The following is a 21,341-nucleotide window of genomic DNA, read 5'->3' on the forward strand; positions in this document are numbered from 1 at the left end:
CGCCCCCACCGCCGCAGCCGGACCCGCCGCTGCCGCAGCCGGAACCGCTCCGGCCGTCCCCCTCGCCGTCGCGGTTCGCGGTGCCGCAGCTCGACCCGCCGCAGCCGGTGCCGCCCGCGCACCAGCCGACCGGGGCGCCGGTCCAGACGGCGGCGTCCCCCGGCCGCGCGCCGGAGGCGGCGACGGGCACCGTCGGCTGATGGCCGACCCGCAGCCGCCGCGCCTGCGCCAGTTGCTTGCGCAGCTCGGCGTCCGCCACGCCGCGCAGACCGCGCACGGCGACCGCGTGCGCGGCGCCCCCTGCCGCCTTGCGGGTGCGGACGCGGTGCAGGCGCAGCGCGAAGCGGCCGCGCGCGGTCGCCCGGTCCCTGGCCACGCGGGAGCAGAGCACGCCGACGCCGCCGCCGAGCAGGACCACGAGGGCCAGCTGGACGTCCGAGTACGCGGAGTCGGCACGCGCGGTCGAGGACGTCGCGGCAAGCACCAGGCCGAGCGGCACGCCCGCGACGCACAGGACCAGATGCGCGGTGATCCGGCGCCGCCAGGGCAGCAGCGGTCCCGGCGGCACCATCAGGCCCCGGGCGGCGAGCCCGTCCCCGAGCGCCTGCACGGCCGGGGCGCGCATCACCGCGGCGCGCAGCCAGTGCAGGGCGCCGCTGGGCGCGGCGGCGTAGGTGGCGAGCACCGCGGCCTCCACCGGGTGCCGGGCCGCGGCCCCTGGGGCGACGCCGACGACGCCCGGGTGCGCGACCGTGAGGCGGCCGTCCTCGTGCAGGGCGGCGAGCGCGGCGTCGGCGGCCCGGCCGGGCCCGCCCGCGAGGAAGGCGGCCTCGTACGCGTCGTTGAACGAACCGTGCGGCGGGTCCGCGCGGACCCGCGCCGGGCGCCGCCGGGTCACGAAGACCCCGGCGACGACGGCGGCGCACGAGGCGGCGACGAGCAGGAAGTAGCAGACGGCGACGGCCTCGGCGGCCGCGTCGGGCAGGGCCGTCTGCAGCAGCTGGGTGTGGTCGGAGCGGTGCATGGTTGATCCCCCGATGTGCGGTGGTGCGTCGTCGGTGCGGGGCGCCGCGTCAGCGGAGCGGCCGGCTCCGGCGCAGCGCGAGCCGTGCCGTGCGCAGCCAGCGCGTCACCGGACGCCCGTCCAGCGGGCGCGGCCCCGAGCGGTCCAGCCACCAGTGGGTGAGGCGGCCGCGGGCCGCGGCGTCCTCGGGGCGGCCCGCGAGCAGCAGGTGCTCGGCGAAGGTCAGCGCGTCCCTGCGGTAGCCCGCCGTCATCGGGCGCCCCGCGGCGTACGCGCGGAACTCGTCGCGGTACGCGTCCCCGAGGATCTCCGGCAGCTCCGGTGCGACCTTCGCCACGACGTCGGCCCGCTTGGCGGCGAGCGCCCGGCTCTGCACCCGGAGCCGCCCTCGGTCGAAGCCCTCGGGCGCGGGCGTTCCCGCGACGAGCGCGGACAGCAGGGACGCCTGGGCGAGGGCCACGCGCTCGCGGGCGGTGGCGAGGACCTCGGCGTCCGCGGGCCCCGGGACCTGCGGGGCCTCGGTGGCGGGGGTCCGGGCGGCGGGGGCTTCGGTGGCGACGGCCCGGGTGGCGGGGTCCGCGGTGGCCGCCGCCGTCGCCACCGTGGCGCGGATCGCGTCCAGTTCGCGTTCGAGCTCGCCCGGCTCGGGGAAGTTCTCGTCCCGCTCCAGGAGCACGCCCGGCGGGTCCGTGCGCGCGGCCAGGTCCGCGAGGATGTCGAGGACCGGCTGCGGCACGGGGTGCGCGTGGCTGTCGTGCCAGACGCCGTCCCGCTCGAAGCCGCCCGCCACGTGCACGTACGCAAGCGCCTCCACGGGCAGCTCGGCGAGGGCCTTGGCCGGGTCCTCGGCGCGGTTGACGTGGTTGGTGTGCAGGTTCGCGACGTCGATGAGCAGCCGTACGCCGGTCCGCTCCACCAGCTCGTAGAGGAACTGCCCCTCCGTCATCTCCTCGCCCGGCCAGGAGATCAGGGCCGCGATGTTCTCCACGGCCAGCGGCACGGGCAGGGCGTCCTGCGCGATCCGGACGTTCTCGCACAGCACGGCGAGCGCGTCCCGGGTGCGCGGCACCGGAAGCAGATGCCCCGCTTCGAGCGGCGGCGAGACGGTGAGCGGCCCCCCGGCCCGTACGAAGGCGATGTGCTCGGTCACCAGCGGCGCGCCCAGGGCGTCGGCGCGCTCCGCGAGCGCGGCGAGCCGCGCCTCGTCGGGCCGGTCGGCGCCGCCGAGCCCCAGCGAGACGCCGTGCGGCACGACCGTGACGCCGCGCTCGCGCAGCCGCGTCAGGGACGCGGGCAGGTGCCCCGGGCAGACGTTCTCCGCCACGACCTCGACCCAGTCGATGCCGGGCATGCGCTCCACGGCGTCCGCGATCTCCGGCCGCCAGCCGATCCCCGTACCCAACCGCACCATGATTCCCCCCGGGTGTCTTTCCTCGTTCTCGTGACGCGCCTTTGCATCCTCCTTCGACGCCGGAGTCATGACCCCGACAGGGCCGCCCGAACCTTCTGATCAGCGGATTCAGAGCTACATTTGAGGTTCGGGCCGGTCGGTGTTGACGGTGCCGGGGGCCCCGGGGGAGGGCCGTGAGGTACCGGAGACGTCGTCGCTGGGACCGGCGGGGACCGGCTCCGGAGGCGTGCCGCCGGGCGGCGGCGGTCCGGTGGGGCTGGCCGTGGCCGTCGAGGCGTTGCCGTTGGCGATCGCGTCGAAGTCGACGAGGCCGGTGCCCTCCAGCATGGTGATGTGGTCGAGGACGGTCTGGTTGGCGTCCGACGCGAGCTGGCGCACCAGCGAGTTGCGGGTGCTGTCCCGCACCTGCGCGACCACGCTGAAGACCTTGCCGTGCGCGACGCGCAGCAGGTTCGCGAACTTGCGCTGGTACGTCTCGCCGCTCGCCTCGGTCAACTCCTTGAGCCAGCCCTGCTGTTGCTCGGTCGGCTGGTTGGGCAGCTCCACGTTCAGCTGCGCGGCGACGCCGCGCACCCGCTCGTCGAGGTCGGTGTGCCCGACGATCAGATGGTCCCCGGCCTCCTTGATGGCCTTGGTGGGCGCGCGCTCCACGGCCTGCTGCCCGGCGGGCAGCTCCCAGAGCCCGGCGAGCCGCACCTTCACGAGGAAGTCCCGGTCGGCGGCCGACAGGGGGCCCCAACGCGTCGACACGCTCCCGGCGTTGAGGTTCGCCTCACCCGTGCCGGAGCGGTCGGCGTACGACCACACGGGGAAGGCGAGCGCCCCCACGGTGACGACGAGGGCCGCGATGATCAGGGCCGTGCCGTTGATGTGCCTGATGGGCATAGTGCGCCGCAAGGTGCCTCCCGGGCCGCAACAGAACTGCTGACCAAGCCACTTGGTGGTACGGGAAGGTACGGGAGGGGTGGGGGAGGTGTTCACGACTGGGCCCGGCTGTGACGGGAGTCACGCGCCGTCCCGGGGTGCGGTCGGGCCGCGGCCCCGGAGCCTGTGGGAACTCGACAAGCGCGGTCGCGGTCTTTCGTGCCCGGTCGCACTCGTGCCGCTCCGGGGCGCTCGGCTGGAATCTGACGCATGGCCGACACGCCCGGCGAACCGAGCGCCGTCCTCCGTGCCAGCGGCCCGCGGGGGCCGGACTGCCCCCTGCGCGCCGAGGCCGTGCGGCTGCGCGACGAGGCGACGCTGCGGGTGCGGCGCGCGGACCGCAGGGCGCTGTGGTGGGCGGTCGTCGACGTCGTCCTCGGCTTCCCCGCCGCCCTGCTCGCCGGGGTCTCCGGCGCGGCGGGCCTCGCCACGGCGGACGCGCGGGTGCCCGCGGCCTTCCTCGCGCTGTTCTCCGCGGGCCTCGCCGCCGGGGCGGGCTTCCTGCGCAGCGACACCCGGCGCGTCGCCAACAAGCGCGCCCGCAAGGCCTGGGCGGCGGTGCAGGACGAGGCGGCCATCGCCCTCGCGCACGACCGCGTGGACGACGACACGATGCGCGTCCTCTTCGAGAAGCGACAGGTGGCCCTGTCGGCGTACGAGGGCACGGACAGCACCGGATAGCCGGGCGCCGGGGGCCCGTCCCCGCGAGCGGGCCCCGCCGCGCCGGTCAGGCGCCCCGCAGCGCGGGGTGGTCGGCGACCACCGTGCACGACCCGGGGGCGATCTCCGTGTAGCCCGCGTCCCGCACCACCGGCAGGCCGCTCAGGGTCAACTCCCGCCAGCGGGACGCCGGCGCGGTCCGTACCGCGAGGGGGAAACCGGCGTCGCGCCACGCCGTCCGGTCCGCCGCCGTCAGGTCCCACCAGGCGAGCTGCGCGCCGTGGCCCGCCTGCGCCATCGCCTTGCCCGCCGACATCGTCACATCGGGGCTCAGCCACAGCACCGGCGTGCCCGGCTCCGGGCCCACGGGCGGCTCCGGGTCCTCCAGGTCCGTGCCCGACACCTGGAGGCGGGCCAGGTCCTTGGGCCAGCCGTCCAGCGGGACCGGCGGATAGACGCGGACCTCCGCCGACTTGCCCGCGACCGTGATGCCGTCGAGGGCCTCCGCGCGGCGCCACTCCGCGCCGCGCGCCCTGCGCACCACCTTGCGGATGCGGGCGTCCTGCCAGTCCCGCATCGCCGGTGCCCACGCGCCCTCGCCGAGGGAGCGCTCGTCGCTGAGGATCGTCAGGACCGCGCGCGCCGCCGTCTCCAGAGCGTCCGTACGCGCCGGGGGAGCCGCCCGCTCGATGCGGGCCACCAGGGGCAGCACGAACTGCGGCGCCTCGTCGCGCGCGCTCGGCTCGGCACGGAAGGGACTGTCGACCTGGGGTTCGTAAGCACTCACTCATCCAGTCTGCCAGGGACGCCGGAGACCGCCCGGGGCCGGTGCGCGAGGATGAGGCGCATGGGACGCACGGGAGACAGCGGCGGGGACAGCACGGACGCCGCGATACGACTGCACGGCGCCGGACGCCGCTACGGCCTGCGCGGCCCCTGGGTGCTGCGCGGCGTCAGCCTCGGCGTGCGCGCCGGGGCCCTGACCCGCGTCCAGGGCGCGAACGGCACCGGCAAGTCGACGCTCCTGCGGCTCATCGCCCGCATCGACGCCCCGACCGAGGGCGGCGTCCACGGCCGCCCCCGCACCGCCTACGTCCCCGAACGCTTCCCGGCCGCCCTGCCGTTCACCGCCGCCGGCTACCTCACGCACATGGGCCGCGTGCACGGCCTGACCGGCGCGGCCGCGGCCCGGCGCGCGCACGAGTGGCTCGAACGCTTCGGCGCCGCGGGCCACGCGGGCACCCCCCTGCCCGAACTCTCCAAGGGCAGCAGCCAGAAGGTCGCCGTCGCCCAGGCCCTGCTCGCCGAACCGGGGCTGCTCGTCCTCGACGAGGCCTGGACGGGCCTGGACGCCGCCGCCCGCGACGTCCTCGACCGCGCCGTCGCCGAGCACACGGCCACCGGCGGCGCCGTCGTCTTCGTCGACCACGACCCGCGACGGCTCGCGGGGCTCGCCGACGAGACGTACGAGATCTCCGGTACGGGGGTGAACCGCCTCGCGGAGCAGGCCGCGTCGGCCCCGGCGGCCGCGGGCCCCACCGTGGTCATCGAGGTGCGCGGCCCGCTCGGCGCGCGCCTTCCGCCGGGCCTGCCGGGGACGGCGGCACCGGGCCCTGAGGCGGACACCCGGCGCCTGCTCGTCGCGGCGCCGCACTCGGACCTGGTCCTGCGCGAGCTCCTGACGGCGAGCCCGCCCTGGCACGTCGTCGGCGTCCGCGGCACGGAGGAGAAGCGATGACGACGGCCCTGCTCCGGTACCAGACGGCCCTGCTGCTTCGCTCCCAGCGCTGGCTCGCGCCGGTCATCCTCTACGCGGTGTTCCTCGCCGTCGGCGTGCAGGGCGGGCAGCCCGTGCTCGACTCGCTCGCGTACGCGGCGGCGGCCCTGCTGCCCGTGACGGCCTGGCTCGTACGGATCTGCGTCACCAACGAACCGCCGGCGGCGCGCGGTTGCACCGCGGCGGCCGCGGGACCCGGCCGCGCGCACCTCGCCGCGCTGCTCACCGCCTTCCTCGCGGCGAGCGCCCTGGGGGCGGCGGCCGCCGCGGCCGTCGCCGTCATCAGCGACGCGGCGAGCACCGACCACCAGACCGCCGTGGCACGCGGCCCCGCCGCCGCGGCGGGGCTGCTCGCGATGCTGGTCAGCGCCCTGCTCGGCACGGCCGTCGGGGCCCTCACCAGCAGGCCGCTGCTGCGCTCGCCGGGGCGGGCCGTCCCGGCCCTGCTGCTCGTCGGCCTGCTCGCCCTGGTGACCACGGGATCGCCCGCCAAGTCGGTGCTCACCGACCTCACCCGCGGTTCGCGCGAGGGCGCGGTGCCGCTGCCGGTGGGCGCGGTCGCGGCGGCCCTCGCCCTCGCCGCGGCGGCGGTGGCCCTCGCGTGCGGGCTCTGCGCGCGCCGGGAGTGACCCCGGCGCCCCTCAGCCCTGGCTCCGGGCGGCACCGATCTGCTCCGACACGCGGACCAGGCGGAACCCGCGCTCGCGGAGCTCCGGGACGATCCGGCGAAGCGCGCGCTCCGTGGCCGGGGCCGCGCTGCGCGTGCAGTGCATGACGACGACCGAACCGGGGCGCACCGCCCGCAGGACCTGCCGCGCCACCGCGTCCGGGTCCGTCGCGAAGGCGTCGCCGCTCACCACGTCCCACTGCACCGCGGTGACCCCGCCCGGGGCCAGGGCGCGCAGCGCGGCCCGGTCGTAGCAGCCGCCGGGGAAGCGGAAGTACGGCACGGCCCGGGTGACGCCCGCCCGCCGGAAGGCGGCGAAGGCGCGCTCCACGTCGGCGCGCATGCGCTCGCGCGGCAGCGTGGGCAGGCCGTAGCAGTCCGCGGTGAAGGCGTAGTGGCTGTACGAGTGGTTGGCCACCTCGAAGAGGGGGTCCCGGCCGATGTCCCGGGCCTGGGCCGGGTACTCCTCGGCCCAGCGGCCCGTCATGAAGAACGTCGCCGGGACCTTGAGGCGGCGCAGCGTCGCCACCAGGGCGGGGTTGTCGAACCGCTCGCCCGCGGTGGCGCGGGGACCCTGGTCCGCGGTCATGTCGGCGTCGAAGGTGAGGGCCACGGTGGGCGCATCGCGGCGGCCCGGCGCCTTGCTGAACACCGGGGTGAGGCCCTGCGGTCCCGGGGCGAGCGTGGGCGGGGCGGCGCTCCGCCCGGCGGCGGGGGCGGCGGTCCTGTCGGGCGCGGGGGCGGCCGCGGGGGTGCCGGGGGCGGTGCCGCAGGCCGTCAGGGCGGCCGCGGCGAGGACGAGGAGGGCGGTCCAGCTCCGAGTACGAGTGATCACATGGGGACGGTATCCGCATACAAGCGGTAAATCGGGTAAGACGGGTAAGTCTGAAGGTGTCGTCGCGAGGCCGTTTGGCCTGGTGGGCACGGTGTGTCATCGTCCTGGGGGCGCCCATCGGCGCTCAGGGGATCCCGAGGAGTTGACGAGGCATTCATGTCCGAGATGCCTGAGGTGCCGGTCATCGGCTGGACCGAGCCCGCGGGGGCCGAGCCAGGGGCCGCCCGCAGTGCCCGCTGGCACTCCGAGAGCGGCATGCCCGCCCCCAAGAGGGTGGTCGTCGCGGACGACCGGCTGAAGGCCGACAAGGCCTACCGCCTGGTCTGCGAGGGCACCGCGCTGCTGTGGCGCGGCGACTACCAGGGCGCGCGCCAGCTCCTGAAGGCCCTGGGGCGGCGCCTGGACCGGCTCGCCCCGAAGCCCGGGTCGACCCCCGCGGAGACGTTCCACCGGCACCGCCAGTCCCGCGGCCACCGGGCCCGGGTGCTCGGCATGCTCCTCGTGGTCCTGGAGGAGGACCACGCCCTGGACCTGCGCCGCGCCCCGGACGTGCGCCAGGCCTGCGCGGAGGCGTACGGCCCGCCGCAGGGGCGCACGGCCGTGTCGCTGCGCGAGCTGCTGGGCGTGATCGGCGCCCACGAGTGGCGCAAGAAGGGCGTGGAGATGCCGGCCGCGGGCGGCCGCATCCACCCGCACTACGGCGTGTTCTCCCCGATCCGGGGCGAGTACGTGGACCTGGTGGCCACGGCCCCGCTGCCCGCGCCCGCCCGCCTCGGCGACGGCACCGCCTTCGACCTCGGCACCGGCACCGGCGTGCTCGCCGCCGTCCTCGCCCACCGCGGCGTCGGCCGCGTCGTCGCCACCGACAGCAGCCCCCGCGCCCTCGTCTGCGCCCGGGACAACGTGGAGCGGCTCGGCCTCGCCGACCGCGTCGAGGTCGTCGACGGCGGCGCCCTGTACCCGCAGGGCCGCGCCGCGCTCGTGGTGTGCAACCCGCCCTGGCTCCCGGCCCGCCCGACCTCCGCCGTGGAGCAGGGCGTGTACGACCCGGACAGCGCCATGCTGAAGGCGTTCCTCGCCGGGCTCGCCGAGCACCTGGAGCCGTGGGGCGAGGGCTGGCTGATCATCTCCGACCTGGCCGAGCACCTGGGCCTGCGCGGCCGGCAGGAGCTCCTCGACGCGTTCGACGCGGCCGGGCTCCGCGTTGTCGACCGGCACGACGCCAAGCCCCGGCACCCGCGCGCGTCGGACCCCGGCGACCCGCTGCACACGGCCCGCGCCGCCGAGGTCACCTCCCTGTGGCGGCTCGCCCCCGCCGACTAGCCGGCCAGCAGCTGTCTGCGGCACTCCGCCACGTCGAAGTCCGCCTCCGGGTACCGCGGGCCGAGCGCCTCCAGGTGCTCCAGGAGGAGCGTGCTGATCGCCCAGTTGCGGTACCACTTGCGGTCGGCGGGGATCAGGTACCAGGGGGCCGACGGCGTCGAGCAGCGCTCCAGGGCCAGCTCGTACGCCTCCTGGTAGGCGGGCCACAGCGCGCGCTCGGCGATGTCGCCGGGGTTGAACTTCCAGTGCTTCTCGGGGTTGTCGAGGCGCTCCAGGAGGCGGCCGCGCTGCTCCTCGTACGAGACGTGCAGGAAGCACTTCAGGACCGTCACGCCGTCGTCGGCGAGGGACTGCTCGAAGCGGTTGATCTGGCCGTAGCGGCGGCCCAGCTGGCTGCGCGGGACCAGTTCGCGGACGCGGGCGATGAGGACGTCCTCGTAGTGGGAGCGGTCGAAGATGGCGATCTCGCCCGGCCGGGGCAGCGCCTTCGTGATCCGCCACAGGAACGGGTGGTCCAGCTCCTCGGGGGTGGGCGCCTTGAACGCCGTGATGCGGCAGCCGGACGGGTTGAACAGGCCGATGACGTGCTTGACGGTGCCGCCCTTGCCGCTGGTGTCCATTCCCTGGAGGACCAGCAGGAGGCGCCGCCGGTCCCCTTGCGTGCTGGCCGCGTACAGGCGCTCCTGGAGGTCCCCGAGCCGTTCACCCAGACGGGCGGTCGCCAGGAGCCCCTCCGCCTTGCCCGGCGGTCCCCCGGGAGTGGCCCGCGCGTCGTACGAGGCCAGGGAGATCCGGTCGCCCTCGGGGATCCGCAGCAGGTCCGAGAGGCGGGCCGTGGTCTCCGGCTCCCCGGCCCCCCGGGCCTTCCCGGGCTTCTTCGGCTTCCTGGACTTCGCCACCGCGCACCCCTTCCGGTTCCTCCCCCGATCGTGCGCCGGGGGAGGAACGGGCGCTACCCGTGCGGCGCGGGCACTACTTGTGCCAGGGCCCCGTCACCGCGAACGTCGTCCCCGGCGTGTAGCAGTTCACGTACATCGTGCGGTGGTCGGGGGAGAAGGTGACGCCCGCGAACTCGCCCCACGCGGGGTCCTGGGGGGTGCCGCCCGCCGCGGCAGCGGCTGATGTGATCGCCTGGGCGTTGCGGGCCATCGCGTACACGCGGCCGCCGCGCGTGACGCCGTACACGTGCTGCGCCCCGTCGCCGTCCTCGCACACCATGAGGCCGCCGCTGGGCGTCAGGCAGATGTTGTCGGGGGACTCGCCGGGCAGCTGGATGTCGGTGTCCGGGCCGAAGACGATCACGAGGGTGAGGCAGCGGCGCGCGGGGTCGTAGCGCCAGACCTGGCCGTAGTGGTCGCCCGCCGAGCCCTCCGCGCTGCGCGCGAAGCTGGACACGAAGTAGACGCAGCGGCCGCCCCAGTAGCAGCCCTCCAGCTTCTGCGCGTGCGTGATGCCCTTCGGGCCGAAGTCCTGGTTGCGGATCGGCGTGGACACCGCGAGCGGGTCGGGCACGTCGACCCACTCGACCCCGCCGAAGGACGCGCCGGTCTCCTGGACCGCCGACAGGTCGGGCAGGCCGGGCACGCGCATCGCCTGGAGGCGGCCGCCCGCCCGCAGGGAGCCCCTGCCGCCCCCGGGCCGCTCCGGCAGGAAGCGGTAGAACAGGCCGAACGGCTTCTGGAAGGCGTCCTCCGTCTCGTACACCACACCGCGCCACGGATCGACGGCGATCGCCTCGTGCTGGAAGCGGCCCATGGCCGTCAGCGGGACGGCCCCGGTGCGGCGCGGGTCGACGGGGTCGACCTCGAAGATGAAGCCGTGGTCCTTGGTGTAGCCGTTCGTCCCGGCCTTGTCCTCGGTCTCCTCGCAGGTCAGCCAGGTGCCCCAGGGGGTCGGGCCGCCCGCGCAGTTGACGGCGGTGCCCGCGATGGCGACGCGCTCGCCGAGCACGTCGTCGTCGCGGTCGAGGGCGAGCGCCGTACAGCCGCCCTTCGCGGCCGGGTCGTACGTCAGGCCTTCGACGGTCGGCACGCCGATCTTCGCGGTGACGCGGTTCTCGTGGTTGCGCACCAGGTGGACGCCGCCGCGGCGGCCGCGGAAGGCGGCCATGCCGTCGTGGTTGCTCGGCACCCTGCCCTCGCCGGAGCGCAGCGGGTCGCCCTCGCGGGACAGGACCTTGTAGCGGAAGCCCTCGGGCAGGTCGAGGAGCCCGTTCGGGTCGGGCACGAGCGGGCCGTAGCCCGCCCTGCCCTGGGCGGCCGCGGTGGCCGTGCCCGCGAACAGCTCCGACAGGGCGCCGGTGAAGGCGATCGACGCCCCCAAGGCTCCGGTGCGGGCGAGCACTTGACGTCTGGTCGCGCTGGATCGTGTTCCGGACATGGGGCAACCTCCTGCTGGCGGACAGGACATGACCCGTTTGTGTGTACCACGCGTCTCAGGCGTTAACGAGACCCTTGGCGTCGCGTGCCAGCGCCGTCAGCCGCGAAATCGCCCGGAAGTACTTCTTTCGGTAGCCGCCGTTGAGCATGTCATCGCCGAACAGCCGGTCGAAGGGGACGCCGGAGGCGAGCACCGGCACCTCGCGGTCGTAGAGCCGGTCGGCGAGCACCACGAGGCGCAGCGCCGTCGACTGGTCCGGCACCGGCGTGACGTCGGTGAGGCAGACCGCCCCGAGGCCGTCGGTGAGGGCGCCGTACCGGCTCGGGTGGACGCGCGCCAGGTGGTCGAGCAGCTGCGGGAAGTCGTCCAGGCTCGCGCCCGCGGTCGCGTACGCGGCCTTGGTGACCTCCTCGTCCGTGTACGGCGCGGGGGCCTCGGGCAGACCGCGGTGGCGGTAGTCGTCGCCGTCGATGCGCAACGTCTTGAAGTGCGCGGACAGGCCCTGGATCTCGCGCAGGAAGTCGACGGCGGCGAACCGGCCCTCGCCCAGCTTGCCCGGCAGCGTGTTGGAGGTCGCGGCGAGCGCGACGCCCGCCTCGACGAGCTTGCGGAGCAGCGAGGACACCAGGACCGTGTCGCCCGGGTCGTCCAGCTCGAACTCGTCGATGCACAGCAGCCGGTGCCCGCTGAGGGTCGTGACCGTCTGCTGGAAGCCGAGCGCGCCGACCAGGTTCGTCAGCTCCACGAAGGTGCCGAACGCCTTCAGCGACGGCTCCGCGGGGGTGGCGTGCCACAGGGACGCGAGCAGATGGGTCTTGCCGACGCCGTAGCCGCCGTCCAGATAGACCCCGCGCGGACCGGAGGGCGCGGCCTGCTTGGCCCGCCCGAACCACCGGCGCTTGCCCGAGCCGCTCGCGTGGGCCCCGCCGAGCCCGCCGGCGAAGGAGCTCAGGACCCCGACGGCCTCGGTCTGGCTCGGCTGCTTCGGGTCCGGGATGTACGTATCGAAGCGGACCGAGTCGAAGCGCGGCGGCGGCACCATCTCGGCGACGAGGCGGTCCGCGGGCACGTGCGGCTCGCGGGCGCACAAGGAGAGGGGGCCCGCTTCGGGTATGGGGCTCTGCCCGGAGGCAGCGGTGGAGGCTGACACGTCTATCCACTCTAGGCCCGCGTAGGAGGCGTGTAAGACTGCCGGGCATGCGACGCCTGTTCCCTGTGACCGATCAGACATCCGAAACCGCCGGAATGCCGGGTTCTGCCGTCGCTCGCGAGTGGACGCTCGACGAGCTGGCCGAGGCCTACGCCTACCCGGACCGGGAGGGGCCCTGGCTGCGCGCCAACATGGTCTCCACGCTCGACGGGGCGGCCCAGCACGACGGCCGCTCCCAGCCCATCTCCGGCGCCGCCGACATGCGGATCTTCGGCACCCTCCGGGGCCTCGCGGACGCCGTCGTGGTCGGGGCCGAGACCGTACGCCAGGAGGGTTACCGCCCGGCCCGGGCGCGGGAGGCCTTCGCGGCCCGCCGCGCCGCCGCGGGGCAGCCGCCCGCGCCCGCCGTGGTCGTGCTCAGCGCGAGCCTCGACCTGGACTTCACCCTGCCGCTGTTCACCGCGCCGCTGACGCCGACGCTCCTGGTGACCGGGGCCGCGGCGGCCCCGGACCGGGTCGAGGCCGCGCGCAAGGCGGGGGCGGAGGTCGTGCTCGCCGGCGAGGGGGCGGGGGCGGAGCCCGCCCGGGTGGTCGCGGAGCTCGCCGAGCGGGGCTTCGCACGGCTGCTCACCGAGGGCGGGCCGCGCCTCCTCGGCCAGTTCGTGGCGGCGGGCGTGCTCGACGAGCTGTGTCTGACGGTGTCCCCGATGCTCACCGCGGGCGGGGCGCAGCGGATCGCGGGCGGGCCCGGTGTGGCCGTGCCCGAGCGGTTCGTACTGGCGTCCGTACTGGAAGAGGCCGGGTTCCTCTTCACCCGATACCGTCGGTCCTGAGAATCAGCGGAATCCACCGTTCCGTTTCGCTTCGGCGGGGCACACTAAAGTGCGCAGCCCCCGTCTCGGCACGGGGCAGGATGGTTTCCGCAGGGGCCTTGTCCACGGCCCACGGAGGAGAAGGGCGCCTGTCGTGTTCACAAGCGTATTGATGATCGAGAAGGCCCTGACGTCCGCCGACGTGGAGTTCGTCACCACCTTGCACGGCGACGAGCCGGTCACCTTCCACGTGCTCCTGCAGCCGCGCGGGGACCAGGCGGACCGGCTGCTGCGGGCGATCGACGACGTGGCGCTCGGCGAGCTCGACGAGGCCGTGCGCGAGGGGAGCGTGCCCGAGGGCGACGAGGCCGTCGGCCCCGGCGAGCAGGCCCTCCAGGTGTCCCTCACCGCCCTGCGGGCGGCGGGCAGCGCTGCCGAGGGCAAGCTCATCGAGGACCACCCGCTGGACGCCCTGCGCGAGCTCGTCGACGCGGCGGGCGCCGACGAGGTCATCGTCCTCACCGACCCCCACTACGTGGAAGAGTTCTTCCACCGCGACTGGGCTTCCCGGGCCCGGCACAAGGTCGGGGTGCCCGTCCTGAAGCTCTTCTCGCACAGCGAGAAGTAGGCGGGGAGCGGCGGGAAGCGGCGGGCGCGGGAGCGACCGGTGCGGTCACGGTGGGGTCCGGGTGGGGTCCGGGTGGGGTCACGTGCGGTCCAGACGGGGTCCCGGTGGGCTCTCGGTGGGCTCCCGGTGGGCTCCCGGTGGGGCGGATAGGGTGGGGACGCTCATGTCACCGTCACACCTCTCGGGAGAGAAGATGGCACCCGGCCTCCCCTCCGCCATGCCCCGACCGCACTTCATCGGCATCGGCGGCGCCGGAATGTCGGGCATCGCGAAGATCCTCGCCCAGCGCGGCGCCCGGGTCGCGGGCAGCGACGCCCGGGACTCCGCGACCGCCGCGGCCCTGCGCGACCTCGGCGTGACGGTGCACATCGGGCACGCCGCCGAGCACCTGGCGGACGACGCCAGCTGCGTCGTCGTCTCCTCGGCGATCCGCGCCGACAACCCGGAGCTGGCCCGCGCCGCGGAGCTCGGCATCCCCGTCGTGCACCGCTCGGACGCGCTCGCCGCGCTGATGGACGGCCTGCGCCCGCTCGCCGTCGCGGGCACCCACGGCAAGACCACGACGACCTCCATGCTCGCCGTGAGCCTCTCCGCGCTCGGCCTGCACCCCTCGTACGCCATCGGCGGCGACCTGGACGCCCCCGGCTCCAACGCGGACCACGGCACCGGCGAGATCTTCGTCGCCGAGGCGGACGAAAGCGACCGCAGCTTCCACAAGTACGCGCCCGAGGTCGCCATCGTCCTCAACGTGGAGCTGGACCACCACGCCAACTACGCCTCCATGGACGAGATCTACGAGTCCTTCGAGACGTTCGCCGACAAGATCGTCCCCGGCGGCACCCTGGTCGTCGCCGCCGACCACGACGGGGCCCGGGAGCTGACCCGGCGCCTCGCCAAGCGCGGCACGGACCTGCGGATCGTCACCTACGGCGAGTCCGCCGACGCCGACGTGCGCATCACCGACGTGACCCCCCAGGGCCTCAAGAGCGAGGTGACCGTCGTCCTCGACGGCACCGAGCTGCGCTTCGCCGTGTCCGTGCCCGGCCGCCACTACGCGCACAACGCGGTCGCCGCGCTCGCCGCGGGCGTCGCCCTCGGCATCCCCGCCGCGGAGCTGGCCCCCGCCCTGGCCGCGTACACCGGCGTCAAGCGCCGCCTCCAGCTCAAGGGCGAGGCGCGCGGCGTCCAGGTCATCGACAGCTACGCGCACCACCCGACGGAGATGACCGCCGACCTGGAGGCGATGCGCGGCGCGGCGGCGGACGCCCGCCTCCTCGTCCTCTTCCAGCCGCACCTGTTCTCCCGCACCCAGGAGCTGGGCCGCGAGATGGGCGCGGCCCTGGCACTCGCCGACGCCTCCGTCGTCCTCGACATCTACCCCGCACGCGAGGACCCGATCCCCGGCGTGACCAGCGCGCTCATCATCGACGCCGCCCGGGCCGCGGACGCCGACGTGCGGGCCGCGCAGGACAAGGAGAGCGCGCCGGAGCTGATCGCGGGAATGGCACGCCCCGGTGATCTCGTTCTCACCATGGGAGCGGGCGACGTCACCGACCTCGGCCCGCGGATCCTGGACCGGCTGGCCCAGCCGGCCACGTAGCGCCACCGCGCACATCGCGTACTTCACGTACTTCACGTAAAGGGGATGCGTTCCATGTCGTACGACGTCGAGAAGCCCGACGAGCAGTGGCGTGCGGAGCTGACCCCCGCGGAGTACGCCGTCCTGCGCCAGGCAGGCACCGAGCCCGCCTTCCGTGGCGAGTACACGGACACCAAGACCAAGGGTGTCTACTCCTGCCGGGCGTGCGGCGCCGAGCTGTTCACGTCCGGCGAGAAGTTCGAGTCCCACTGCGGCTGGCCGAGCTTCTTCGACCCCAAGGACAGCGACGCCGTGGAGCTCCTGAAGGACACCTCGCACGGAATGGTCCGCACGGAGGTCCGCTGCGCCCGCTGCGGCTCCCACCTCGGCCACGTCTTCGAGGGCGAGGGCTACCCGACCCCGACGGACCAGCGCTACTGCATCAACTCCATCTCGCTGCGGCTGACTCCCGACGAGGACTGACCGGGGCCCGCGTGAACTGCCCCGGGTGCGGCGGGCCCGGCGCCGTCCCGGTTCCCGAGGCCGTCGGCCGCAAGGACCTGCGCCGCCGCCTGAGCAAGGCGCCGCTCCTGGGCCGTGTGGCGCTGCTGCACGCCGTCGAGGGCCTCGTCCTGGTGGCGCTCACGCTCGGCTGGGCCGCCATGGGGGCGGACCAGGGCAAGCCCCTGTACGTGGTCGGTGCTCTCGCTCTCACCGCAGTGATCGCTGTGGTGACGTGCGTCGTCGTACGTGACGACCTGCGGGGGAGGGGCGCAGTGCGGGCGGGGGCCGCACGCGCCGAGAGCATCTGGCTGCCCGCCCGCTACTGCGTCGGCTGCGATGCGGTGTTCTGTCCCGAGGGGGCCCCTTGGCAGGGTCCCGTGACCCCCGAGCGGTTCACCAGGCTGGTGTGGACACAGGGCGGGTACGGGGATCGGCTTCCGCCGGAGGGCGCAGGGGGCGCGTGAAGTGATGGCGGCTGCGCCGGTCGTGCGCCCACGCGCTGTTTGATACTCATGAGTACCACCCATTTGGGTGGCTGACGCTCGCTACTGTGTACGTCAACGCGGGGGATGTAAAGGTACGTTGAGCGCAGAAGGATGGAATAGGTTCGTGAACAAAGCTCGATGCAAGGTTGGCTCCATCACCCCCATCCCGCAGCCGGATCAGGACGGCATCTTCATGTGGTGGTGGCGCGGACTCTAGCCAACCCCGGCTCCCTCAGGGCCCGTCGGAGATCCCGTGCCGGCCCCGTGCATCCGAGCCGCTCGTACAACACCAGCGCGTCCTCCGCGAACACCCGTGCGGAGGGCGCGCTGTGCGTGTGCAGGGTCGTGCGGGCCAGTCCGTCGAGGGCGCGGGCCGCGCCCAGGGGGCTGTTGAGCTCGCGGGCCATGCGCAGTGCCTCATGGTGGGCGTCGAGTGCGGCCTCGTGGCGGCCGAGGAGCCGTAGTGCAGTGCCCCTCCCCAGGAGCGCGGACTGGAGGTCGAGGGGGCTGCCGATGCCGCGAGCGACGCGTTCGGCTTCCGCGAAGTGCCACAGTGCCTCGCCCGGCCGCCGGTCGGCCGCGTACGCCGAGCCCAGACTGATGAGCGTGTCCGACTCGCCCCGGGAGTCACCCGCGGCGCGGTAACTGGTCAGCGCGCGACGGAAGTAGCCGAGTGCCTGCTCCAACTGGCCTGTGGCCTGGCAGACGTTGCCGAGGTTGGTGAGCAGGTTCGCGTGCTCCTGGCGCCCGCCGACGCGCTGGGCGAGACGTAAGGAGCGCTCGTAGTGGGTGCGGGCTTCCTCATAGCGGCCGTCGATGCGGTGCACCTCGCCGATGTTGTTGAGCGCACGCAGCTGGCCGTGGAGGTGACCCGTGGACTCGTTGATGCGCAGGACCGTGCGGAACTGCTTCAGAGCCTGCTCGTGGTGGCCCGCCGCGTGCAGCGCCACGCCTCGCATGTTCGCCACCTGGGCCTCCCCGTACCGGTCCTGGACTCGTACGTACAGAGGGAGCGCCGCGTCAAGGAGCCGGGTGCACGCGCCTCTCCGGCCTGCGGCGAAGTGGGCGCGGGCCGACTGGAGGAGGGCGTCGGCCTGGCCGTGCGTGTCGTTCAGGTCATGGAAGAGGAACAGCGCCTCGGTCGCGCGATGCAGCGCCTTGCCGTGGTCCTTCTGGGTCAGTACGTCGGCCTGCTCGGTCAGGCTCCTGGCGAGGGCTGCGGTGTCCGCGCCGGCGCGGGCCGCGGACACCGCCGCCTCGAAGAGCTCGGCTGCGGTGTCCCACGCGCCCCAGCGCCGCAGGGGCGTGGCGAGCACGTGCGGGAAGGGCACCGCGTGCTCCGGTGATTCGGCGGCAGCGGTGCGCGCGACGGCGAGCAGATTGCCCCGCTCCACGCTCAGCCACGCGGCGGCCTCGTCCGCGCCGGCGAACTCAGGTGCGTACGGGGAGGTCAGGCGCGGCACCGGCGCCAGGACGCGGCGGTGCGGCTCGGTGCGGACGACCGCCCGGTGCGCGGCGGTCAGATAGCAGTCGAGCAGCCGGGCGAGTGCCGTGCGCCGGTCGGCCAGGGGTTCGTCGCGGGTGACCACCCGCAGGCCGAAGGCGCGGGTCAGGTCGTGCAGGCGGTAGCGGTCGGTCACCGGCTCCTCAAGGAGGTTGCGGTCGAGCAGGTGGTCGAGGAGCTTGCGGGTGCGGGCCGTCAGGGTCCGGGGATCCCTGGGTGTGCCGCCGTGGACGGTGAGCGCCGTGGCCGAGTGGGGGGTGAGGTCCGGGCCGGGGTGCAGCGCGAGGCGGCGGAGCATCCGCGCCGCCTCCGGGGCCAGATCGGTGTACGAGAGCGAGAAGGCGGACGCCACGGTATCGCCGTCGAACTCGTCCAGCGGGTCGGCCGCCTGGACGAGCCGGTCGGTGAGGTGGTCCAGACTCCAGGCGTCCCGGTGCCGGAACTGGCTCGCCAGGAGCTGGAGCGCGAGCGGATGGCAGCCGCACGCGCCGACCGTCCGTGCGAGCGCCGCGGGGTCGGCGGGCACCCGGGCGGCACCGGCGACGCGCTGGAACAGCGTGGCGGCCTCCGCCGTGGACAGCACCTCCAGGTACAGGGGTGTTGCGCCGTCCAGGCCGGTGAGGCGGTTGCGGCTGGTCACGATGGCCCGGCAGGATGCGGTGGCGGGCAGCAGGGGCGTGACCTGGTCGGCGTCGCGGGCGTTGTCGAGGACCACGAGGACGCGGCGGCGAGCCGTCCACTCGCGCCAGCGCGTCACGCGCTCGTCGAGTGACGTCTCTCGCTTGCCGCCGGAGTCGTCCGCCTCGTCCGTCGCGCCCGCCGCGTGCAGCAGGACGACGAGGGCCTCGGCGGGGTCGTACGGCGGAAGCGTGCCGTATCCGCGCAGGTCGACGTAGAGGCGGCCGTCCGGGTACGTGTCCGCGAGGCGGTGCGCGGCGTGGACGGCGAGGGCCGTCTTGCCGACGCCCGGCATGCCGTGCACGACGGTGACCGGCAGAGTTGCGGCTCCCGCGGGCGGCGTGCCGACCGGGCTCGCGTTGCCGAGGAGGATGCGCAGTTCGCTTGCGCGGCCGGTGAAGTCCCTGATGTCGCGGGGCAGGTTGGCGCGCGGCGCCTCGTCACCGGGCGGGTGCTCGGCCGGAGGACCGGTGGGCGGCGCGGACGTGTCCGCGGTGGCCGGGGGCCGTGGGGGAGCCGCCGTCTCCATCAGCGTGCGGTCCTGTTCCAGGATGCGCCGGTGCAGCTCCCGCAGCTCGGCGCCCGGCTCGATGCCCTGGCCCTCGTGGAGGCGGGCGCGCGTGGAGCGGTACAGGGCGAGGGCCTCGTCGTGCCGCCCCGAGCGGTACAGCGCCAGCATCAGCGCCGAAATCACCTGCTGGGCCAGCGGGTTCTGGGTGGCCAGCTCGTGCAGCTCGCCGATCAGGTCGGCGTGCCGCCCCAGTTCGAGCTCCAGGCGGATGCGCTCCTCGCGCACCCGACGGTGGTCCTCCAGGAGCCGGGCCCGCGCCGAGCGCGCCCACGCACCGGTGAACTCCGTCAACGGCTCGCCGCGCCACAGCGACTCGGCGGTCCTGAGCAGCCCGATCGCCAGCTCCCTGCGGCCCTGCCCGGCGGCCGCGGCGGCCTCGGCCCGCAGCCGCCGGTGGCGTTGCAGGTCCACGGTGTCGGGGGCGACGCGAAGGCGGTAGTGGCGCGGCGCGTACCGCTCCAGGCGGGCCTGGTCACCCGCCGCCCTGCCGAGACGGGAGCGCAGCCGCGACAGATAGCTCTGGAGCGTGTCCTGTGCCGTGCGCGGCGGCTCGTCATCCCAGACTCGGTTCATCAGCGCCTCGACGGAGACCGGATCACCGTACGCGTGCACCAGAACGGCGAGAACGCAGCGCTCCTTCGGTGAACCGAGCTCGTAATGCCGCCCGTCGTGCCAGAGTTCGAGAGGTCCCAGAGCCAGTAGATCCACCGTCACCCCCGTGGGTGGGCGAGCGGCGCGGGCGCCGCCGCGAACCGTCCCGCACATGTGTGCGGCACTCGGCTCACTGTTGTCGCGGTGTCAGGGGGAGCGGCTAGAGGCGCACAGTTGCGCGGCGGGCGCATGGGGCGCGGGGCATGGCCGGAAACCAGCACCGGACCCCGGCCTGCGGGCCCGGGATCCCGCACCGGCCCACGGAGTGCAGGGTTCCTGCAAGCGGACCGTCCAGGCCCCCTGGGCACGCTGTCGGCGTCCGAGAACACCCGTTCCGGCGGGCGGCGCAGCCCGCCTGCTGGGAAAGACAGAAGCCGGGGGATTCACAGCGATGAGTGTGACCATGCTGGAAGCACACGGACTTCCGGTGCCGGTGCGCCTGGACGTCGACCGCTGGGCCACGCGCCGGGTACGCAGACGCGTACTCGCCGTGGTGCACACGGTGACGTCCGGGCGGCGGCTCCTCGACACAGTCCGCCTGCTGGAGGGCGACTGGCGGGTGCAGGTGTTCTTCACCGCCGCGCCCGACGTGTTCAGCGCGGGAGTGGCGGACTTCCTCGCCGAGATCAAGGGCGTCGTGCTGCCGTGGAGCCAGGCCGTGCAGACCGTCTTCGACCTGGCGGTGGCGGCCGGCCACGGGGGCCTGCACGAACTGCACGCGCCCGTGATCGTCCTGCCGCACGGCGCCGGGCACAACAAGGTCGTGCCCAGCGGCCCGCGCGGCCGGGCTGTCGCCGCGCGCGGCGTGTACGGGCTGAGCAGGCAGCGGCTCGTCCGCGACGGCGCCGTGATCCCCGAGGCGATTGTCCTCGCCCACCGCGACGAGCTGACTCGGCTGCGCCGCGAGTGCCCCGAGGCGCTGCCCGTCGCCGAGGTCGTCGGCGACCCCTGCTTCGACCGGATCGTCGCAAGCGGCCCCGCCCGCGCCCTGTACCGGGAGGCCCTGCGCACCCGGGTCGGGCAGCGGCTCGTCCTCGTCTGCTCCACCTGGGGCCCGGCCTCGCTGCTCGGTGCCTGCGGCCAGGAGCTGCTCGGGACGCTGGTGTCCGAACTGCCGGGCGCGGACTACCGGGTGGCGGTGCTTCTGCACCCGCACGTGTGGCACACCCACGGCGAGTGGCAGATCCGCTGCTGGTTCGCCGAGCTCGGCCGTCGCGGACTCACCGTGGTCAGCCACCGCGCCGACTGGGTCGGCGCCCTCGTCGCCGCCGACTTCGTCGTGGGCGACCACGGGTCCGTCTCCTTGTACGGCGCCATGACCGGAGCGCCCGTGCTGCTCGCCTGCCTGCCGGACGCCGACGTGGACCCGGGGTCGCCGATGGCCGAACTCGGCTCGTTCGCACCGCGGTTGCTCCCCGGCCGCTCGGTGCACCGCCAGCTGACTCGGGCCGCTGCGGCGTACCGCGCGGAGCCGTACGCGCGCGTGGCGGCCCGCATCACCTCCGAGCCGGGCCGGTTCGCCCGGAGGATGCGGGCGCTGCTCTACCGGAAGCTGCGGCTACGGCCACCGTGTGTGCTCCCGGAGACGGAGCCGGCGCGCCTGCCACAGGTCCTGACGTACGACGAGCCGGGCAGCGTCGTGTCATGACGGTGGAAAGGGTCCGCATGAGGTTCCCTCAACTGTCATGTGATCAGCGGTGTTTCGTGGACGAGCACTTGAGGGTGACGCTGCCTGCCCCGGACCCGTGGGCGCGGATTGCCGACGTCCTGTGCGCGCGG

The 21,341-nt window shown here is 74.7% G+C and carries 19 protein-coding genes; 10 read left to right on the plus strand and 9 right to left on the minus strand.

Features of this window, described 5'->3' with window-relative positions; genetic code table 11:
- From IG74_RS0140100 to IG74_RS0140110, 3 genes are all read right to left on the minus strand, one after another.
- Positions 1-1,024: TIGR04222 domain-containing membrane protein (locus tag IG74_RS0140100; RefSeq protein WP_051856393.1), on the minus strand; the 1,024-nt coding region annotated here is incomplete at its 3' end.
- A gap of 49 nt (positions 1,025-1,073) precedes the next feature.
- Positions 1,074-2,435 carry a DUF692 domain-containing protein gene (locus IG74_RS0140105; RefSeq protein ID WP_199818960.1) on the minus strand — a complete coding sequence of 454 codons (1,362 nt, stop codon included), beginning with the start codon at positions 2,433-2,435 and terminating at the stop codon, positions 1,074-1,076.
- Between the two features lie 114 nt (positions 2,436-2,549).
- Positions 2,550-3,314 carry a DUF4142 domain-containing protein gene (locus tag IG74_RS0140110; protein WP_199818961.1) on the minus strand — a complete coding sequence of 255 codons (765 nt, stop codon included), beginning with the start codon at positions 3,312-3,314 and terminating at the stop codon, positions 2,550-2,552.
- A 255-nt stretch (positions 3,315-3,569) separates the two neighbouring features.
- On the opposite strand from IG74_RS0140110, the gene IG74_RS0140115 reads away from it, so the two are divergent.
- On the plus strand, positions 3,570-4,040 hold the full coding sequence (locus tag IG74_RS0140115; protein ID WP_030687710.1) for a hypothetical protein: 471 nt from the start codon (positions 3,570-3,572) through the stop codon (positions 4,038-4,040).
- A 46-nt stretch (positions 4,041-4,086) separates the two neighbouring features.
- On the opposite strand, the gene IG74_RS0140120 is transcribed toward IG74_RS0140115, so the two are convergent.
- Positions 4,087-4,806 (minus strand): peptidyl-tRNA hydrolase, encoded by a 720-nt coding sequence (locus tag IG74_RS0140120; RefSeq protein ID WP_030687713.1) that lies wholly within the window; start codon positions 4,804-4,806, stop codon positions 4,087-4,089.
- 60 nt (positions 4,807-4,866) lie between these two features.
- Here IG74_RS0140120 and IG74_RS52950 point away from each other — a divergent pair, with 60 nt between their 5' ends.
- On the plus strand, positions 4,867-5,757 hold the full coding sequence (locus tag IG74_RS52950) for an ABC transporter ATP-binding protein (RefSeq protein ID WP_051856398.1): 891 nt from the start codon (positions 4,867-4,869) through the stop codon (positions 5,755-5,757).
- On the plus strand, positions 5,754-6,425 hold the full coding sequence (locus IG74_RS52955) for a hypothetical protein (RefSeq protein WP_030687719.1): 672 nt from the start codon (positions 5,754-5,756) through the stop codon (positions 6,423-6,425). The genes IG74_RS52950 and IG74_RS52955 overlap by 4 nt, the downstream gene beginning before the upstream one ends.
- 12 nt (positions 6,426-6,437) lie before the next feature.
- Here IG74_RS52955 and IG74_RS0140135 read toward each other — a convergent pair whose 3' ends face one another.
- Positions 6,438-7,298 (minus strand): polysaccharide deacetylase family protein, encoded by an 861-nt coding sequence (locus tag IG74_RS0140135; RefSeq protein WP_030687722.1) that lies wholly within the window; start codon positions 7,296-7,298, stop codon positions 6,438-6,440.
- Positions 7,299-7,463: 165 nt separating this feature from the next.
- Here IG74_RS0140135 and IG74_RS0140140 point away from each other — a divergent pair, with 165 nt between their 5' ends.
- Positions 7,464-8,621, plus strand: coding sequence for a methyltransferase (locus IG74_RS0140140; RefSeq protein WP_051856412.1), 1,158 nt, complete (start codon positions 7,464-7,466; stop codon positions 8,619-8,621).
- Here the strand turns inward: IG74_RS0140140 and IG74_RS0140145 are convergent.
- The 3 genes from IG74_RS0140145 to zapE all read right to left on the minus strand — a co-directional run bounded on the left by IG74_RS0140145 (position 8,618) and on the right by zapE (position 12,150).
- Positions 8,618-9,520 (minus strand): polyphosphate kinase 2 family protein, encoded by a 903-nt coding sequence (locus tag IG74_RS0140145; RefSeq protein WP_030687726.1) that lies wholly within the window; start codon positions 9,518-9,520, stop codon positions 8,618-8,620. The two genes, IG74_RS0140140 and IG74_RS0140145, sit on opposite strands and share 4 nt — an antisense overlap.
- Positions 9,521-9,593: 73 nt before the next feature.
- Positions 9,594-11,000, minus strand: a complete 1,407-nt coding sequence (locus IG74_RS0140150) for an alkaline phosphatase PhoX (RefSeq protein ID WP_030687728.1) — start codon at positions 10,998-11,000, stop codon at positions 9,594-9,596.
- Between the two features lie 55 nt (positions 11,001-11,055).
- Positions 11,056-12,150, minus strand: coding sequence for a cell division protein ZapE (gene zapE, locus IG74_RS0140155; protein WP_030687731.1), 1,095 nt, complete (start codon positions 12,148-12,150; stop codon positions 11,056-11,058).
- A gap of 47 nt (positions 12,151-12,197) precedes the next feature.
- On the opposite strand from zapE, the gene IG74_RS0140160 reads away from it, so the two are divergent.
- The 5 genes from IG74_RS0140160 to IG74_RS0140180 all read left to right on the plus strand — a co-directional run bounded on the left by IG74_RS0140160 (position 12,198) and on the right by IG74_RS0140180 (position 16,137).
- The gene (locus tag IG74_RS0140160) at positions 12,198-12,983 is read left to right on the plus strand and encodes a pyrimidine reductase family protein (protein WP_030687733.1); all 786 of its coding nucleotides are present in this window, start codon (positions 12,198-12,200) and stop codon (positions 12,981-12,983) included.
- A 133-nt stretch (positions 12,984-13,116) separates the two neighbouring features.
- On the plus strand, positions 13,117-13,590 hold the full coding sequence (locus tag IG74_RS0140165; protein WP_078869470.1) for an indole-3-glycerol phosphate synthase: 474 nt from the start codon (positions 13,117-13,119) through the stop codon (positions 13,588-13,590).
- A 193-nt stretch (positions 13,591-13,783) separates the two neighbouring features.
- Positions 13,784-15,190 (plus strand): UDP-N-acetylmuramate--L-alanine ligase, encoded by a 1,407-nt coding sequence (gene murC, locus IG74_RS0140170; RefSeq protein ID WP_030687737.1) that lies wholly within the window; start codon positions 13,784-13,786, stop codon positions 15,188-15,190.
- A 54-nt stretch (positions 15,191-15,244) separates the two neighbouring features.
- Complete coding sequence (gene msrB / locus IG74_RS0140175; protein WP_030687739.1) at positions 15,245-15,652, plus strand: peptide-methionine (R)-S-oxide reductase MsrB; 408 nt, start codon at positions 15,245-15,247, stop codon at positions 15,650-15,652.
- Positions 15,653-15,663: 11 nt separating this feature from the next.
- Positions 15,664-16,137 carry a hypothetical protein gene (locus IG74_RS0140180; protein WP_051856400.1) on the plus strand — a complete coding sequence of 158 codons (474 nt, stop codon included), beginning with the start codon at positions 15,664-15,666 and terminating at the stop codon, positions 16,135-16,137.
- 212 nt (positions 16,138-16,349) lie between these two features.
- Here IG74_RS0140180 and IG74_RS54320 read toward each other — a convergent pair whose 3' ends face one another.
- A complete protein-coding gene (locus tag IG74_RS54320; RefSeq protein ID WP_030687741.1) occupies positions 16,350-19,619 on the minus strand; it encodes an AfsR/SARP family transcriptional regulator in 3,270 nt (1,089 codons plus the stop codon).
- 334 nt (positions 19,620-19,953) lie between these two features.
- Here IG74_RS54320 and IG74_RS0140190 point away from each other — a divergent pair, with 334 nt between their 5' ends.
- Positions 19,954-21,210, plus strand: coding sequence for a hypothetical protein (locus tag IG74_RS0140190; protein ID WP_030687743.1), 1,257 nt, complete (start codon positions 19,954-19,956; stop codon positions 21,208-21,210).
- Positions 21,211-21,341: the final 131 nt, after the last annotated feature.

This window comes from Streptomyces sp. NRRL B-1347, from assembly GCF_000720325.1.
Classification (GTDB): domain Bacteria; phylum Actinomycetota; class Actinomycetes; order Streptomycetales; family Streptomycetaceae; genus Streptomyces.